Origin of the sequence: Paenibacillus nasutitermitis (assembly GCF_014641075.1) — a bacterium.
Classification (GTDB): domain Bacteria; phylum Bacillota; class Bacilli; order Paenibacillales; family Paenibacillaceae; genus Paenibacillus_Z; species Paenibacillus_Z nasutitermitis.
Genome location: NZ_BMHP01000002.1, coordinates 459005 through 476353, shown reverse-complemented (window position 1 = coordinate 476353; position 17349 = coordinate 459005). Strand labels below are relative to the sequence as shown.

18 protein-coding genes are annotated in these 17349 nt (G+C 50.6%); 15 read left to right on the top strand and 3 right to left on the bottom strand.

All coding sequences use genetic code 11. The features are described from left to right. Positions 1-25 precede the first annotated feature (25 nt). Positions 26-370 carry a winged helix-turn-helix transcriptional regulator gene (locus tag IEY46_RS12200; RefSeq protein WP_188992283.1) on the bottom strand — a complete coding sequence of 115 codons (345 nt, stop codon included), beginning with the start codon at positions 368-370 and terminating at the stop codon, positions 26-28. An 86-nt stretch (positions 371-456) separates the two neighbouring features. Here IEY46_RS12200 and IEY46_RS12195 point away from each other — a divergent pair, with 86 nt between their 5' ends. From IEY46_RS12195 to IEY46_RS12165, 7 genes are all read left to right on the top strand, one after another. Beyond that, positions 457-1758, top strand: a complete 1302-nt coding sequence (locus tag IEY46_RS12195; RefSeq protein WP_188992282.1) for a response regulator transcription factor — start codon at positions 457-459, stop codon at positions 1756-1758. A gap of 6 nt (positions 1759-1764) precedes the next feature. Next, positions 1765-3555, top strand: a complete 1791-nt coding sequence (locus tag IEY46_RS12190; RefSeq protein ID WP_229750262.1) for a cache domain-containing sensor histidine kinase — start codon at positions 1765-1767, stop codon at positions 3553-3555. 170 nt (positions 3556-3725) lie between these two features. Next, positions 3726-4634 carry an ABC transporter permease gene (locus tag IEY46_RS12185; RefSeq protein WP_229750261.1) on the top strand — a complete coding sequence of 303 codons (909 nt, stop codon included), beginning with the start codon at positions 3726-3728 and terminating at the stop codon, positions 4632-4634. Then, positions 4628-5488: a carbohydrate ABC transporter permease gene (locus tag IEY46_RS12180; protein WP_188992279.1), complete on the top strand. Its 861-nt coding sequence runs from the start codon at positions 4628-4630 to the stop codon at positions 5486-5488. Before IEY46_RS12185 ends, IEY46_RS12180 begins: the two co-directional genes overlap by 7 nt. 52 nt (positions 5489-5540) lie before the next feature. Then, entirely contained in the window at positions 5541-7073 is a 1533-nt protein-coding gene (locus IEY46_RS12175; protein WP_188992278.1) for an extracellular solute-binding protein, read from the top strand. Positions 7074-7106: 33 nt separating this feature from the next. Then, a complete protein-coding gene (locus tag IEY46_RS12170; protein ID WP_188992277.1) occupies positions 7107-7946 on the top strand; it encodes a phytanoyl-CoA dioxygenase family protein in 840 nt (279 codons plus the stop codon). 123 nt (positions 7947-8069) lie between these two features. After that, a complete protein-coding gene (locus tag IEY46_RS12165) occupies positions 8070-9053 on the top strand; it encodes an aldo/keto reductase (protein ID WP_188992276.1) in 984 nt (327 codons plus the stop codon). 80 nt (positions 9054-9133) lie between these two features. Here IEY46_RS12165 and IEY46_RS36765 read toward each other — a convergent pair whose 3' ends face one another. Continuing rightward, entirely contained in the window at positions 9134-9262 is a 129-nt protein-coding gene (locus IEY46_RS36765; protein ID WP_268239508.1) for a hypothetical protein, read from the bottom strand. Positions 9263-9600: 338 nt separating this feature from the next. On the opposite strand from IEY46_RS36765, the gene IEY46_RS12160 reads away from it, so the two are divergent. The 5 genes from IEY46_RS12160 (at position 9601) to IEY46_RS12140 (ending at position 12751) form a co-directional block, all read left to right on the top strand. After that, a complete protein-coding gene (locus IEY46_RS12160) occupies positions 9601-10089 on the top strand; it encodes a hypothetical protein (RefSeq protein ID WP_229750260.1) in 489 nt (162 codons plus the stop codon). Positions 10090-10171: 82 nt separating this feature from the next. Beyond that, complete coding sequence (locus IEY46_RS12155) at positions 10172-10366, top strand: hypothetical protein (protein ID WP_188992275.1); 195 nt, start codon at positions 10172-10174, stop codon at positions 10364-10366. 20 nt (positions 10367-10386) lie between these two features. Beyond that, positions 10387-10893, top strand: coding sequence for a metallophosphoesterase family protein (locus IEY46_RS12150; RefSeq protein WP_188992274.1), 507 nt, complete (start codon positions 10387-10389; stop codon positions 10891-10893). 69 nt (positions 10894-10962) lie between these two features. After that, positions 10963-11841, top strand: coding sequence for a radical SAM/SPASM domain-containing protein (locus tag IEY46_RS12145; RefSeq protein WP_188992273.1), 879 nt, complete (start codon positions 10963-10965; stop codon positions 11839-11841). 196 nt (positions 11842-12037) lie between these two features. Further along, entirely contained in the window at positions 12038-12751 is a 714-nt protein-coding gene (locus IEY46_RS12140) for a hypothetical protein (RefSeq protein WP_188992272.1), read from the top strand. A gap of 95 nt (positions 12752-12846) precedes the next feature. Here the strand turns inward: IEY46_RS12140 and IEY46_RS12135 are convergent, their stop codons facing one another. Continuing rightward, positions 12847-14337 carry a sensor domain-containing diguanylate cyclase gene (locus tag IEY46_RS12135; RefSeq protein WP_188992271.1) on the bottom strand — a complete coding sequence of 497 codons (1491 nt, stop codon included), beginning with the start codon at positions 14335-14337 and terminating at the stop codon, positions 12847-12849. Between the two features lie 266 nt (positions 14338-14603). Between IEY46_RS12135 and IEY46_RS12130 the strand changes: the two genes are divergently transcribed. From IEY46_RS12130 to IEY46_RS12120, 3 genes are all read left to right on the top strand, one after another. Continuing rightward, positions 14604-15041 (top strand): hypothetical protein, encoded by a 438-nt coding sequence (locus tag IEY46_RS12130; RefSeq protein WP_188992270.1) that lies wholly within the window; start codon positions 14604-14606, stop codon positions 15039-15041. A 187-nt stretch (positions 15042-15228) separates the two neighbouring features. Further along, entirely contained in the window at positions 15229-16245 is a 1017-nt protein-coding gene (locus IEY46_RS12125; protein WP_188992269.1) for an NAD-dependent epimerase/dehydratase family protein, read from the top strand. Between the two features lie 2 nt (positions 16246-16247). Continuing rightward, positions 16248-17303, top strand: coding sequence for a dihydrodipicolinate synthase family protein (locus IEY46_RS12120; RefSeq protein ID WP_188992268.1), 1056 nt, complete (start codon positions 16248-16250; stop codon positions 17301-17303). The last annotated feature ends 46 nt before the right edge of the window (positions 17304-17349 follow it).

Sequence of the window (17349 nt, the reverse complement as noted above, 5' to 3'; positions counted from 1 at the left end):
CCGCCGTGGTTTGTTCTTTTTTTGTTTAGCCCAACTTCTGCGCTTCCCCATCCATATAAGCCAAATGAGCTTCCCCCCATTGATGCATCAGATCAAAGATCGGCTGAAGCGTTTTACCGTGCTCGCTGATGGAATATTCCACCTTAGGCGGAATCTGCGGATAAATGACCCGTTGAATCAGATGCTCCTTCTCGAGTTCTCTTAATTGCGAGGTGAGCATTTTATGGGATATGTCCGGGATTTTAGCCTTCAATTCGCTAAACCGCAGCGTACCGTTCATCTCCAGATGAAGTAAGATGACAAGCTTCCATTTTCCAGCCAACGTATTTAAGGTATCGATAACTTTGCAATCCTTTTGCGTCGTTTTCATGGACAGCCTCTATTCATTTCTTATTTTTGTTGATAATATATCATTTCATAACCTGTTATACAACGGATGATGGGGAGTTGGGGCACATGATAACAGAGTCTTTTCTTACCATTCTGATTGTGGACGACGAGCAGCCGCTGCGCGAAGAGCTGCGTTTGTTTCCGTGGCCGGAATATGGAGCCGAGCTGGTCGGTGAAGCTGAGAACGGCGCGGAAGCGCTGCAGATGTGCGGAGGCATGCAGCCGGATGTGGTGATTACCGATGTCACGATGCCGGTTATGGACGGTCTTGAGCTGTGCCGCAAAATCCGAAGCATGTATCCACTTACGCAAATTGTGCTGTTGACCTGCCATAGCGAATTCGAATATGTCCGGGAAGCGCTCAAGCTGGGCGCGCTGGATTATTTGATCAAGGTGGCACTGGACGAAGAGGATATGAGGGTTGTGCTGGACAAAGCCCGGGAGGCGATCCGACGCGAATGGGTAAACCGGCGCAGCGAGCAATTCGGCAGGCGGATTGATTTTTCGAGACAGCTTGCGAAGCTTCTGAAGGAGGGGGCGAGCGATATGGATTTGATCGGGCAGCTCCCTGCAGACGCGGCTAATCCTGCCAGCTCCAGCCAGATGATGCTGACGGCGGCAAGGCTTCATATACACTGCAAGCCGGAATACCGTTATGAAGTAACTATTGCTCTGAACGAGACGCTTGCCGACCCGAGACAGCTGACAACGCAGCTGCATGACTGGACTCCGCTAGGCGAAACGGATTATTTGCTATGGTTCAAAGCCGCAGATAATGGGGAGGCGGCCCGGACCAAACTCGCTGCTGAAATGCTGATGACAGATTTGCAGCAGGGGTTGGACAGGAAGCTGCCTTATCTCAGCGGGGACGTCAAGCTCTTTACGCTGCTCGGCGGCCCTGCGGCTAATAATGCGGAGCTGCTGGCAGTCCTCAAGCGGACGGAGCCCGGGCCGACGCTAGCTTATTTTTATAATTCCGGCGAGGTGGTGGCTGATTCTGCGGCTGGGGGTATTCCTGCATCTGATGAACAAGGGGCCGACGAGCCGCGGAAGTGCCGCAAGGAGGTGCTGCTGGCGATGAAGCTTATGCACGCACAGCTTGCAGAGCCGATCACCTTGACTTCCGTGGCGGCGGAAGTGGGGCTCAGCTCCTTTTATCTGAGCCGTCTGTTCAAAGAAGAAACGGGCGAAGCTTTCAACGATTATTTGACCCGTTTGCGTATCGACCAGGCGATCCGCCTGCTGAAAACCACCAATCTCAAAGTTTATGAGGTGGCGGAGCGTGTCGGTATTCCCAGCTACCGTTATTTCTCCGTCGTTTTTCGCGGAATTACCGGCGTTTCACCCACAGAATTCAAGAAAGGATGATAGACATTGCTGCGGCGGACTTTTAAATTCAGTGATATGAGCATCGCCCTGAAGCATTTTTTGTTCCTGTTCGCGGGTACGCTGCTGCTATTTGGCCTGCTTGCCTGGCTTAATCTGAGAGATGCCGAGCAGTTGTTCCGCAAACAGGTAGTCAGTGATTCGGAAATTATTATTGACCGCACCAACCTGTATCTGAACGCTTATCTTGACAATGTACAAAGCATCCTGCTGCTGCTCAAGGCGCGATCCGATCTGCTGGAGAAGGATAAACAGGAAGAAGCAAGCACTTTGCTGCGGCAATATGCCGAGCAGAACAGCACCTTATACAGGACGCTTTATCTGGTGCGCGCAAATGGCGAGGTGGTATCCAATACACAGGTGAATTTTGAGATCATGGGCAATCCCATTCTCGGAGACCTGCTGGAACAGGCCCGAACCAACTATGGCGTTTTTATTACGGAGCCTTATGACTCGCCGCTATCGGGCAGAACGGTCGCTTTTGTGCTTCCGATTGCAGGCAAAGACCGCGGTTTCAAGGGAATGGCGGTTGTGGAAATCGACCTGAACAAGCTGACGGGGCTGCTTGCCACCTTCATGAATACGAAGAATCAGACCTTTGCGATTATTTCCAGCAAGGGCAATCCCGTGCAATCCTTTGATTCCAGTCTGCCGCTCAGTTTCTATCGGCTGCTGCCCTACCATACGAACGTATTTCCTCCCCGTCTGGACACCGATTTTCTTACTCAAATAGCCAATCTCTCCGTTGGCGTTTCGCAGCTGGAGGGACCAACCGGCAAGCTGGTGGCCGTCAAAGCCGGCATGAACCGGCTCGGTTGGCATTTCATTGCGTTCTATGAAAATAGTTATTTCTATCAGAATATTACAATGCTTTACCGCAATTACGGAAATGTGGCCCTGATCTGGTTTGTGCTGCTGCTATTTGGTTCCTACCTGATGAGCCGTTATTTCACCTATCCCATCCGGACGTTGGCGGCCAAAATGAACCGTGTGCGCGAAGTGGAAATTCTCTCGACGATCACCATTCACCGCAATGACGAGATCGGCATGCTGTCCAAAAGCTATAATGCCATGATGGAGCGTATCCAGCATCTGGTCCACGAGATCAAGGAAGCACAGTCCCATAAGCTTCAGTTGGAGCTGAAGATGCTGCAGAGTCAAATCGCACCCCATTTTCTATACAATACGCTGGCCTGTATCAGCAGTCTCGCCAAGCAGCAGAAGACCGACGCCGTCCGTGAAACGATCCGCTCCCTGGTCGGCCTGCTGTCATTCAGCTTCGACAAGCAAGGCGAATTCGTGACGCTGAAGGAAGAACTGGACGGTCTTATGATGTATGTGCATATTCAGCAGGTGAGATATGGCGACAGGTTTATTTTGGAGCTGGATACGGATCCGGAGGCTTTGCGCTGCACCGTGCTGAAGCTGACGCTGCAGCCGCTGGTGGAGAATGCGATCTTTCATGGCCTTGCGCCCCAGAAACGCAAGGGGAGGATCCGGATTCGCACCAAGCTTGTACGGGGCATGCTTGTCTTTATGATCAGGGACGATGGCGTAGGCATGGACAAGCATAAACTTGATACGATTTTCTCCGAGCGGCGTACGCCGCCGAGCAAGGAACGTTTCACAGGCATCGGCATCATGAATGTACATGAGCGGATCCGGCTTCACTATGGACAGACCTACGGGCTGAGGGTGTTCAGTCTGCCAACGAAGGGTATGCTGATCCGCGTGGAGCTGCCAGCGGTCAAACCGGATGAGATTCATCCGGAAACGTAAGCGGTTGCAAAAATTGGAACACTTTCGCAACATCACTGCATAGAAGGCCGTCACCCTCGCTTGCTATACTGAAATCACGCAAATGTAAGCGCGAACATCTTATGCGAGGTGATTTCATGAGTAAGTCGGCCACGGCTGCGGTGACGGCTCCCAAGAGGCCCAGGCCACAAATGAAACTGTTGGGAAAAAGGGTGTGGGCCTACCGTGCCTTTTATCTGATGCTGTTGCCCGGTGTATTGTATTACATTTTATTCCGCTATTTGCCCATGTACGGCGTGATCATCGCCTTTAAGGATTACAGCATGCTCGATGGTATCATGCGCAGCAGCTGGGCGGACCCCTGGTATAAATATTTCCAGCAATTTTTTGAATCGCCTTATTTTTCGCAGCTGCTGGTCAACACCTTTCTGATCAGCTTCTACAAGCTGATTTTCGGCATCGTGCCGCCCATCCTTATGGCGCTGCTGTTGAATGAGTGCCGGCACAAGTGGTTCAAATCGGTCGTGCAAACGCTGACTTACATGCCGCATTTTCTCTCCTGGGTTATCATTTACGGGATTCTGCTGGCGCTTATGTCACAAAGTTCCGGACTTTTCAACCGCTGGCTGGAGGATATCGGGATACCCTCGATACCTTTTCTGACATCGCCAGATCATTTCCGGGCTATCCTTGTGGGCTCGGAAATCTGGAAAGACCTTGGCTGGGGGGCAATCATCTATCTGGCCGCCATGACGGGTATCGACCCCACTTTGTATGAAGCGGCAAGGGTGGACGGATCAGGCAGATTCCGGATGATCTGGCATATTACACTTCCGGGAATCCGCAATGTAATCGTGCTGCTGCTGATTTTGAAGCTGGGCCAGATTATGGACGCCGGCTTCGATCAGATTTACATTTTATACAATATTCAGGTGTATGCGGTTGCGGATATTCTCGATACCTGGGTATTCAGGACTGGCTTGCAGCAGCTTAATTTCAGTCTCGGAGCGGCCGTTGGATTATTCAAATCGGCAATTGGACTCGTACTTGTCCTCGGCTCCAACCAGTTGGCTAAGAAATGGGGTGAGGGCATATGGTAAAAAGTCTGGAGGACCGGATCGTCAACTTTATCGTTTACTTCCTGCTTGGACTTGCTGCCCTTGCGGCGATCCTGCCGCTGATGTATGTCGTTACCGTATCCATCACCCCGATCTCGGAGGTGCTGAAGAACGGTGGATTTATCCTCATACCCAAGAGCATCACGTTCTCCGCATACGGCCAGCTGTTCACCCAGACCGGCATTCCCAGGGCGCTTGCGGTGACAGCCTTTATCACCATTGTCGGGACGGTTGTCAATTTAGTATTAACCGCTCTGATGGCCTACCCGCTAAGCCGCAAACTGATGCCGGGTAGAAGCTTCTTCCTGCTTATGATCCTGTTTACCATGCTGTTCAGCGGAGGCATTATTCCGACGTATCTGGTGGTGAAATCGCTGGGGCTGCTGGATTCCGTATGGTCGATGATACTGCCTAATGCGGTCTGGAGCTTCAATGTGCTGATTATGAAAAGCTTCTATGAAAGCATGCCGGAGGAGCTGTTCGAGTCCGCGCGGATCGACGGGGCCAAAGAGCTTCGCATCCTGCTGCAGATCGTCATCCCGCTTTCCATTCCTTCCATGCTGACCATCGGCCTCTTCTATATGGTAGGTCACTGGAATGAATTTTTTCAGGCGATTATGTATGTTACGGACCGGTCGTTGTTTCCGCTGCAGGTCATTATTCGTGAAATTCTGATGATGACGCAGCAGCCCCTGGAAAATATCGATAACATTCTGCCAACCGAAACGATGCAGATGGCCTCTGTAATTACGGCAAGTCTGCCTATTATTATCGTCTATCCTTTCATCCAGAAGCATTTTACAAAAGGGATGATGCTGGGCTCCGTAAAAGGTTGAATGCGATGCGTCAGAGCGTACGGGTTGAAAATAAGAAAAAGGGGTTGGGTGTATGTTGAAAAGGAATCGGGTAATCAGTTTGGCTTTGGCTGCTGTTATGTCTGGAACACTGCTGAGCGGCTGCGGGGGTAAAGAAGCGAAAGTTGCGGGGGGACAACCCAATAATGAGGCGAAGCCGGCGCAATCCTCAGGCAAAGCGGTGAAGATTGATATTATCGAAACAGGCAACGGCCTGCCCTCGCCGGATCAGGATGCGATTAAACAGGAACTGGACAGCAAGCTTGGAATCGATCTGAATATGACGGTTTATGCATCCGGAGACGATTACAAGAATCAGTTGAATGTACGGATGGCATCGGCGAATTTTCCTGATTTGTTCGCGCTGGACCGGCAGCAGCTCAAGCAGTTTTCCGAGCAGGGTCTGCTTCTGGATCTGTCGGGTTATCTGGATAAACTGAAGCCGACAGTCGATTTTATCGGTGAAGACAGTCTGAAGAAAGGGACAATCAACGGGAGTGTTTATGCGATAGCCAAATCGCCGCAAATCCCGTACAGCACCTATTGGGTAAGGAAGGATTGGCTGGATAAGCTGGGTCTGCAGACTCCCAAAACGATTGATGAGCTATATACCGTAGCCAAAGCTTTCACGGACCAGGATCCGGACGGGAATGGCAAGAAGGACACACTCGGTATCACAGGTGGGAAGATCGGCGCGTTCAACCCCGTATTCGGCGCTTACGGAATTGGATTCGACGGCGGTCCAAGCCTGTATATCCGGGATAATAAGCTTATCAATTCCCTGTATGATCCGAACATGGAGGATGCTTTGACTACCATTAAGAAAATGGTCGATGCCGGATCCGTCGATCCGGAGCTAATGGCTAATTCCGGGCTCCAGCACCAGGAGAAAGCGATTAAAGGCCAGGCAGGCATAATCTATATAGACTGGCCGAATATGACAAAAGCCCAGTTTGCCGAGCAAATTAAAGCGGTAAACCCGAATGCGGAGTGGATTCAGGTAGAGGCTCCGGAAGGACCCGGCGGCAAGTTTGTCAGCTCGTGGGATGTCGGGATGACCCCGGCGCTGTATGCAATCCCGAAGGCGTTGGAGAAAAATCCCGATAAGCTGGCCAAAGTGATCGAGCTGCTCAATTATGTTTCTTCAGATGGCTCCAATCTCGTCCAATATGGAGTGGAAGGCAAACATTACAACATGGAAGGCGATACCGTCGTACCGACGGAGCTGCTGGGCAAGGAAGGCGCTTATTTCTGGCTGTACCAGTTTACCGGCCGGCCGGAAAAAGAGTATTTAAAAGTGAAGTTTGCGCCGCAAAAAGCATTTGTCGAATTTGCCGACAAGCAGCCCCATATTGAAGCCTACGGCGGGTTTATCGATTTCCCCGACGGCTATAACGCCTCTGACGCTGCGCGTTATATCGAGGAAGAGCTGACCAAGTTTATTTACGGCAAACGGCCGATCAGCGAATATGCCGCTTTCTTGAAAACGCTGGAGTCTTCCATGAATTACAAGCTCTATATGGACGCTGCAGAAGAGCAGCTGAAGAAGCTCGAATTTCTGAAATAAACGGAGCCACAACTTATCCTGGAGGTTGAACGTATGACAAAGCTTCAGCTTGACTTGAAGGAATCGGTCAGACAGTTCCATGAGGACGGTTATTTATTGCTCAAAGGCGTGTTGTCAGCCGATAAGGTAGCCCGTTTGAACCAGGCCGTGGATGAGATTTTGGCGGGAGAGCCGGACGCGCTTTCCTACAATATTTACAACAGTGTAGAGCGGCATGATGAGATTGCTTCCCTGATCGACGAGCCGACAGTGCTGCCGCTTATGGTAGAGCTGCTTCGCCACAATATCCAGCTGCATATCTCTCACTTGACTGTCCGCAAGCCGAATCCGGAGGATGTGGAGACGCCGACTGGCAGTTTTATCAACTGGCACCAGGATGGACCCCATCCGCAGTTTCCTGCAATAAATGGACTGACTTCTATCTACTACATCAAAGCATGCTACATGCTCAGCGATATGTCGGCGCCCAACCGCGGGAATACCAAAATCATTCCCCGGTCCCACAATGTCGTCTATCAGCCGGACTCGCAAAATGTGAGAGAGCAGCTGCCTGATGAAATGCAGGTTTGCGGAGAACCGGGGGACGTGTTCATTTTTCCGCAAAATTTATGGCACGCCGGGGCTCCCAATCAATCCGCCTATACGCGCCGTCAGTTGTTCCTGGGGTACAGTCCCATATGGATGCGGCCAATCGACTACAAAGCCGCTTCCGAGCGGCTGCTGAAAGAATCCGGCCCGATCCGCCGTCAACTGCTGGGCGAAATAAGCGAGAATCCCTTTCATTATTATGTGCCAGGCGATGACATGGTGCCGTTGAAGACGTTGGCAACCGGAGGAACCGCTGCAGAAACCAGCGTCTATAAACCGGATTAAACGGTCCGGTTGTTAAGGATAGCAGATGGATGATACGCCCTTCAACATGGAGGGCGTATTTATATTCCTTGCGCTGTCTGGTAGGATAGGAGGGAGAAAGCCTTAAAGAAAGGGATGGATTCCATGCAAATTGTCAAACTTGGACAAACCGGTCTCGATGTCTCCCGTCTGTGTCTTGGCTGTATGAGTTACGGCGTTCCGGACAGAGGCGCCCACCCATGGTCGATGAATGAAGAGGAAAGTCGGCCTTTCATCCGGAAGGCGCTTGAGCTGGGTATTAATTTTTTTGATACAGCCAATGTGTACTCTGATGGAACCAGCGAAGAGATCGTTGGCCGGGCACTTCGCGATTTTGCCGATCGTGATGAGGTCGTAATCGCCACGAAGGTACACGGGCGAATGAGGCCGGGTCCCAATGGGGCTGGATTATCGCGTAAAGTGATTATGGCCGAGATTGACAACAGCTTGAAGCGGCTGGGAACGGACTACGTCGACCTGTACCAGATTCACCGCTGGGACGACCAAACCCCGATCGAAGAAACGATGGAGGCTCTGCATGATGTTGTGAAATCGGGAAAAGCCCGATATATCGGCGCATCTTCCATGTATGCCTGGCAGTTTCTGAAAGCGCTGCATACCGCGGACCGAAACGGCTGGACCCGGTTTGTCAGCATGCAGAACTACTTGAACCTGCTCTACCGCGAGGAGGAACGTGAAATGCTGCCCTTGTGTAAAGCGGAGGGAATCGGCGTTATTCCATGGAGCCCGCTCGCACGAGGCCGGCTTACCCGCGATTGGGAGGAATCCAGCGAGCGTTCCCAAACGGATGAATTCGGCAAAAAGCTGTACGCCTTAACGGCTGATGCCGATCAGATGGTCGTTGAGCGTGTGGCGGAGGTGGCCAAGCAGCGCGGTGTTCCCCGGGCGCAAGTAGCACTTGCCTGGGTGCTGCAAAAGTCGCCGGTCACTGCCCCGATTGTGGGCGCGACCAAACCGCATCATCTGGAAGATGCGGTTGCCGCTTTAACGCTCCAACTAACAAAGGAGGAAATTATAAGTCTGGAAGCGCCTTATGTGCCGCATCCGGTATTGGGCGGATTAAGTTAATTCCTCATTCGACATCGCTATAGGAATGGAATCGCCAAAGCAGCCCGGCTTCGATCAGCCGGGCTGTTTTGGTGATTGGGTTATATTTGTGGGTGTTTGGATTTGTTCGTAAAGGACTGTACCTTGTTGATCAGTTTATCACGGGCGCTCTTGTTCCTCATTAAATATGCGATTCCCAGGCCGGCAGCGGTCATTAGCATTTTTTTCATGATGAATTCCTCCTCGTGAGAAAATGTCTTCATAGGATTATACCCACATGGGCTTGATTTTACTCAGATTAGTCTGCATAACGGAAAGCTGCCAGGCAGGAATAGCGGAAATCAAGAACCAACAGACTTTGCAGGTATTTGGCTTCGTGTTACGATAAGAATCACCAAAACCGATCAAAAGAAGGGTGCTGAATGAAGTGGGAAATTACGACTTCTTACCGGAGCCGGATGCATTAAATAAGCTGATGCAGGTTCAGGCTGCCCTGGACTTGATTTTATGCGAAGAGGACTGGTTAAGGTACCACCGTTTTACACCGTGTCGGGGAACGGAGGCTGCAATGGCTAAGATTGATAATGGATCGGGCGACCATTTGTTTATTTTATTCGCCCCGGATGGTGCAATCCTGAAAGGCTTTGATCATGAATCATCGCTAAGCCCGCATGCGGGAGAAGATTATGTCATTTGGCCCGGTATTTATGATCAGACTCCACTGGTCTTGCTTGATTTGCTGGATGACGAGGCTATTGAGAAGGATGAGGTTACTTTCTGTATATGGCGCGAAGCAGGCGACACCTCATGGCGCAAAGGCCAAATCGCCGTCCCAGACGGCGCAGACGATGGTTCCGGATTTCTGCTCGGTACGATTAGACTTACACCGGAACAGTACGTCGATTGGGCAGAAGATTATTTTGATGTGGAGCTCCCGTTGGAAATTGTAAGGGGTATCTATGAAGGTTACCCCATCAAGGAGTCCACGATTCATGCGTTGAATCCTGAGCGTGACGTTCAGGGGACGCTCCGCGAATTGCAGGAAATTGGTATGTAGGAGATTCGAATGTCCTGCTACCGCCCCCATAGCAGGCGGCAACAGCGGCGCAGGCTTCCGGAGGATTGGAGCGCGCATGCCGATGCCGAACTTTCTTTGGATGTCTTCCGATCCAGTTATTGGAATACTTTCCGATTCCGTCACGCTGACGCTTGTCATCGATACACGGGAGGGCAAGATCGGGGAAGAGACGACGAATTCCTATAAGCTTGTTTTTACGGTGAAAACAGAGAATGGAAGTCTCAAAATTATTCAAGGGCTCCGAAAAAAACTGTAGAGGGTAGGTGCAAGGAGCGAATGCGAATCATTATAGTTTCCGATACCCATATGCCCAGAATGAATAAAAAACTGCCGGATCGTCTTGTGCGCGAGCTTCGTTCTGCCGATCATATTCTGCATGCAGGCGACTGGACGCAGCTTTCCGTATACGATATGCTCGCCGCCTATGCGCCTACTGACGGCGTGGCGGGCAATAATGACGGTCCGGAAATCATCCGTAAATTCGGCTGGCGCAAGCTGCTGACCTTTCAAGGCGTCCGGATTGGAATGGTTCACGGTCATGGGACAGGCAAACGGACCGATACGGAAGCAACGGCTGTCAGCAGTTTTGCGGATGAGAAGCCGGATGTGATTCTCTACGGCCACTCCCATATCCCGGTACTCCGCCAAAGTGCCGGGATACTGGTGATGAATCCGGGCTCTCCAACGGACAAGAGAAGGCAGTCCCAATACTCATTCGGCGTTCTTGAGTTGACGAACGGGGCGGTAGAAGCCAAGCATATCTATTATGGCAATAAATCATAACGATGCTGCTGTGGAATTATGATATAATAGGACCATTATGTACTTACAGGATTGAACGGAGCAGAAGCATTGAAAAAATTCAAAAAGTTTTATATTGAAATTACCAGCATTTGCAATCTGGCCTGCAGCTTTTGTCCTCAAACGAAGCGGCAAGCCAATTTTATTACAATCGAAGCTTTTACGAATATACTCGATCAGATCAAACCCCATACCGAGCATATTTATTTTCATGTGAAAGGGGAACCGATGCTGCATCCGAAGCTGGACCAGCTGCTGGATCTCAGCCATGAGAGAGGCTTCAAGGTTAACCTCACCTCCAACGGGACTTTGCTCCATAAAGCAGGACCCAAGATTATGGGAAAACCGGCGCTGAGGCAAATCAACTTCTCCTTGCACAGTTTTGACGGCCATGAAGGCTCCACAGACAAGGAAGGTTATATTAAAAATGTGCTGGTATTTGCCAAAGAGGCCGTTGCGGTGTCGGACATTCTGATCTCACTGCGGTTGTGGAACCTGACAGAAGACAATACGGCCAATATAGAGCGCAGCCGCAACCGGGAAATCCTCCAAATCATTGAGGAGGAATTTCAGCTGGATTACCGGATCGAGGATAAATTTGTCCGCGGCGGCGGCATCAAAATAGCCGATCGGATCTATTTGAACCAGGAGCATGAATTCAAATGGCCCGATTTGAAGGAAAAGGAAGACGAAGGAAAAGGTTTCTGCCATGCACTGCGCAATCAGGCCGGCATTCTGGTGGATGGAACCGTCATTCCCTGCTGCCTGGATGGCGAAGGAGTCATCAACCTGGGTAACATCAACCATACGCCATTCTCGGAGATTGTCGAAGGCGAACGGGCCAACAAGCTGTACGACGGATTTTCCCGGAGGGAAGTCGTCGAGGAACTGTGCCGGAAATGCGGCTATCGTCAGCGGTTCAGTATGTAAGCGGGATTACGACCACCCTAGACGGGCGGATTTGTAATCCGCGCCTCGAACCTTGCACTATGCGCCGCGGAAACGCGGTTTTTTTTGTTTCCAAATATTCATATTCCAATGGAATGAATTTTGCTTCGTTCGCCCCATACTAGCGTAGATGAAAGGGCTGGACGGACAGCCGAATGCAAACAGGCGGTGAAGATAAATGGTGATATTGGACCAAATTGCGCAATGGCATATTTACCTGATCGCAGGGGTGGCATCTACCCCGCATATTTTTGATGAATGCAAGCGGGAGCTCAAGCAGCGTTTTTTGGAAACGGGCCGGGATCCCATTATCCGCGAGCTGCTGCCTTACGGTGATCATACGCAGAGCATGTTCCGCCAAATTATAGAAGTAGGCCGGGATTTGTCCCGTCTGGGAGCAGCCTATCGTCCGGGTGGCCGTGCGGTTGCGGACCAGGTAAGCCGCCTGTCAGCGGGACGCCCGGTCTTGTTGATCGGCCATAGCGGCGGCGCCGTAGCTGCCTATCAGGCTGCGCTTTTGCTTAGTAAGAAAGGGGTTATTCCCGATTGCCGGATTATTCAGGTAGGATCCCCGAGGATGCCGATCCGCAGCGATTTCCGCAACAAGGTGAGTTATTTCCGCGCGGTTGATGAGGACGGCAAGCTGAAGGATCCCATCACAAGGCTGGGAAGCTGGGGCGGTTGGAGCCGCAACCGGCTGGGTGTGCTTTATTGGAACCGGCTTAAGCATGCGCCGGGACATATCGGAACGATTACGGTGCTAGGTGGACACCCGCATTATTTCCGCAGCAAGGAGCCTTATTGGCATCCGCAGCGGGGATCGAACCTGAGTTTGACACTTGACCGGATTTGGGAGAGGGTGGCGATGGAGGCCGTTGAGCTGGAGACTTGAGCAGCGGATTTGTCCTTGAAGCCGCATCATTAAAGCTTCGTTGTTTTCCGGTTCCGGGCTATTCCTTAAAGATCGCCTGGAACCGGGATTGATTTTCAAACGGACGTGCTTGTTATTCCAGCGGCGGTTACGCGATTGCGGCCATTCTGTTTGGACTGGTACAGCATGGTGTCGGCCTCCAGAAGGAGCTCGAGTCTCAGATCTGCCGCTTCGGGAATGGTGGCCGTTACCCCCGCGCTGATCGTTACCGCATCATGTACTTTCGAGCCGCTGTGGGGGATGCATGCCGACTCGATATCCGATCGGAGTATCTCGGCTGTCCGGAATGCTTCTTCAATGGCCATGCCTGGCAGAATAACAGCAAATTCCTCGCCGCCGTACCTGGCTGCAAGTCCGCCATGCTGTATCATTCTCCGTTGAAAAATCATGGCTACCCGCTTTAGGCATTCATCGCCCTCGATATGGCCGTACGTATCGTTATAGGCTTTGAAATAATCAATGTCTATAATGATTAGTGCAATCGGGGTCTGACTGGTGAACGCGGATTTCCATTCCAGCCTCAGCCTTTCATCGAAAGCCCTGCGGTTGGCGATTCCGGTCAACCCATCCATCGTGGAGAGCTTTTGCAGCAAATGATTGGCTTCGATGAGCCGGTTCTCCGCCTGTTTTTTCGCCGTAATATCGGTGGCAATACCGACGTAGCCGGATAATTCGCCTTCATATTGCAGCGGGGTAATGAGCAGGTCTACGATGATCAAGCTTCCGTCTTTTTTCACATAGGTCCATTCCCGTTCATCGGAATTGTTGCGGTGCGACCATTTAATGAGAACATCAAATCCTGTAATCTCTTTGCCCGCCAATTCGGACAACTCCTGCCCTCTACGTTCGATCTCCGCTTCCAGATGGAAGTTGACCGGGGTTAATTTCCCCAGCATCTCATCCTCCGCATAGCCCAGCATTTTCTCTGCGCCTTTGTTGAACAACGTAATGAGGCCGGTTGGATCGGTTACAATAATGGATACTTCGGTTGCCGATTGGAAAACAGCTTCTTTCAAGGCATTTAATTGGCGGTAACGTCCCTCGTTTTCTTTCAGCTGAATTTCCATCAAATTAGCCCGCATCAAATAATACTTCAAATAAGCGATGAATATAGAACCGAAGATCATAACAGCCAAAAAATAAAGAATGATGTAGAGGCTGTTTTTACCTAGAAGATAATACAAGCTCGCACTGGTGATGATGACCATGGCTCCGATCAGCGCTATCCAGCGTCTCCAATAGGTCAGCCGGTAACGGACGATCATGCCGGATAGAGAGCCGAGAAGCAGAATATTCAGGCAAGCTATAATGGAGGATTCATTCACCCCAAAATAAAGAATACGAAAAAGTCCGATTATTATGGCGGACAGGATGGAAGCGTAAAAACCACCCATAAGAGCAGCAGAGATCACCGCAAGTTGGCGATAATCCAGAATGGTGGTGTCCGTAATCTGAAAGCCGAACAGCATCAGGATGATACCGAAGGCTCCAAGTATAAAGCCCAGCGTTAGTTTGCTTTGTGTGGAAGAGGTTCTGCTGCTTATCATTTCGAGAGGATACATGCGATTTATTAAAAAGAAACAGGCAATAAACAAAGCCAAGTTCACGATAAAATCGGAAAACACCCGCAAATACACCATCCTAATAATTATTCTACATAAACTGACAATCTGTTCCAATATAAAGTCAGACTAACCCCGTGTCAAGCAAGATCCTCTATGATTTTTTTGTGTTCAACCCTCAAGCAACTATTTGGAGGTTAAATCCGTCTAACTACAAAATATACTGAACCGATCATCAATTGGAGGAAAATATGAAACAATTATATCTTGCCGCGTTATTCACCTTGATGGCGGCAGTTGGTTTATGGGTGGTGGAATCGATTGAAGGGAGTAAAATTACGACGTCGGAATATATGGATTTAACTTTTTATATGGTGTTTTTTGGTGCAGTTCTGGCGTTTCCCTTCTATTTCATCGTGTTTTGTCCCATTGGAATAGCTGTGGATAAGTGGTTGAACCGCAATCTGCCTATTAAATTGATCAGCTACATGCTTGTAGGTGGTGTTAGTGGTTATTATATCTTCGAGATGCTGTATGAGGTTCGGTTTGTGGAGGAATTTGGGCTGCACAGCAGCACTTCGATCATACTGTTTGCTGCTATAGGCGCATTATTGTCGATCGCGGAAACAATGGCTCGGACGAGCTGGGAGAGAGCAGCTGCGCTGCAAGCGAAAGAATATGATTCGTGACTTGCTTTTTTAGAGAGGCGGGCGTTTCTTTTTTTCATGTAGGGAAAAAGCGTGCAGTGCATCAAAAGACGGCGGCGGCCGTTTTTTTTGTTTTTACCTCATCATTAAAAGACAATTTAAAGATTTGTCTTTAAAAGAGGCGGGTGATTATAATTAAGCTGACGAATCAATGGAGAGGAGCCTTACAATGAGAACGATTGCTGAATTGGAAAGTAAAATGGCTGAGCCGACTGAGGATCTGATCCGCGATTTGGCCTCGCTTGATGGAGATATTATGATTTTGGGCGTAGGAGGAAAAATGGGACCGAGTCTAGCCAAGCTCGCCGCAAATGCAATCCGTGAAGGCGGACTCGCCAAACGGGTAATCGGCGTTTCCCGTTTCTCGGATGCCGCCGCCAAAAGCGAACTGGAAGAGGCAGGTGTTGAAACGATTTCCTGTGATCTGCTGAACGATAAGGAACTGGCGGGGCTTCCGGATGCCCGCAATATCGTTTATATGGCTGGCAATAAATTCGGTACAAAAGGCAGAGAATATTTCACATGGGCGATGAACGCTTATTTGCCTGGCAGAGTGGCTGAGAAATACAAGGATTCGCGTATCGTGGCATTCTCCTCAGGGAATGTATATCCGTTTTCTCCTGTGGGAAGCGGTGGTGTAGACGAGAGCGTCCCCCCAGGACCAATCGGTGAATATGCCCAATCCTGCCTGGGCAGGGAGCGTGTGTTCGAATATTTCTCCCAGTTGAATGGCACGCCTATGCTCATCTACCGTCTGAATTATGCCATTGATATGCGTTACGGGGTTCTGCTCGAGCTTGCGAAGTCCATCCAGGCCGGTAAAGCTATTGATCTTACCATGGGCTATGCCAATGTAATCTGGCAGGGCGATGCCAACCTCATGGCGCTGCGGTCCTTGACAAAATGCACGAACCCGCCTGCTATTCTTAATATTACCGGACCGGAAACGATGTCTATCCGTTGGGCGGCCGGCGCACTCGCTAGCAGGTTGGGCATGGAGGTGCAATTTTCCGGCTCGGAAGCGGATACTGCACTGCTGAGCAATGCTTCAGCATCCCATCAGCATTTCGGTTATCCCCGTGTTTCGCTGCTGCAGATGATTGATTGGACGGCTGAATGGATTCTGGCCGGAGGGCAGACCTGGAATAAGCCAACCCACTTTCAGGAAAGAAAGGGGGACTTCTAAAGATGGGTTTACAACCGGCATTGTTAAAGGCTCTGCATGAAGGTCTTGTTATTCCTGCCCATCCCCTAGCGCTGAATAAAGACCGCAAGCTTGATGAACGCCGCCAACGTGCGCTTACCCGCTACTATCTTGCATCAGGTGCCGGAGGAATAGCGGTCGGCGTACACTCGACGCAGTTTGAAATTCGCGACAAAGACCATAATCTGTACGAACCGGTGCTCCGGCTTGCCGCGGAAGAGGCCGCCAAGGGACAACTGAACCGTCCTTTCATCAAGATAGCCGGTTTATGCGGACCGACCGCTCAAGCGCTGGATGAAGCATCTATTGCGCTCAAGCACGGATATGATGCAGGCCTTCTGAGCATGGGCGGTCTGGATAGCTGGAGTGAACAGGATATCCTGACGAGGACCGCTGAGGTTGCCCGAATTATCCCTGTAATTGGGTTCTATTTGCAGCCTTCGGTAGGCGGCAAAGTTTTCAGCTTTGATTTCTGGTGCAAATTTGCTGAAATTCCCAATGTCGTCGCCATCAAAATGGCTCCTTTCAACCGGTACCAGACCATCGATGTGGTCCGGGCTGTCTGTTATTCCAGCCGGAGGGATGAAATTGCCTTGTATACAGGCAATGATGACAATATCGTCAACGATCTGCTTACCCGTTATCAGTTTATGGTGGATGGCCAACCGGTAGTGAAACAGATCGTCGGCGGGCTCTTGGGCCATTGGTCGGTCTGGACGCAGAAAGCAGTGGAGCTATTGGAGGAAATCAAGGCGGTTCGTAATTTGCCGCAGATTCCCCGGGAATGGCTGACACGGCATGTACAGGTGACCGATTCCAATGCGGCATTCTTTGACTCCGCACACCAGTTCGCGGGCTGTATTCCAGGCATCCATGAGGTTCTGCGCAGACAAGGACTGCTGGAAGGTACCTGGTGCCTCAATCCTCACGAGGTTCTTTCTCCCGGTCAGGCCCAAGAGATAGAACGAGTCTATCAGGACTATCCGGATTTGAATGATGATGAGTTTGTGAAGAAGAATCTGGCTGACTGGTTATCATAAATCGATTGATCGTTACGTTGTTATTACGTGAACAGGGAGGGACCAG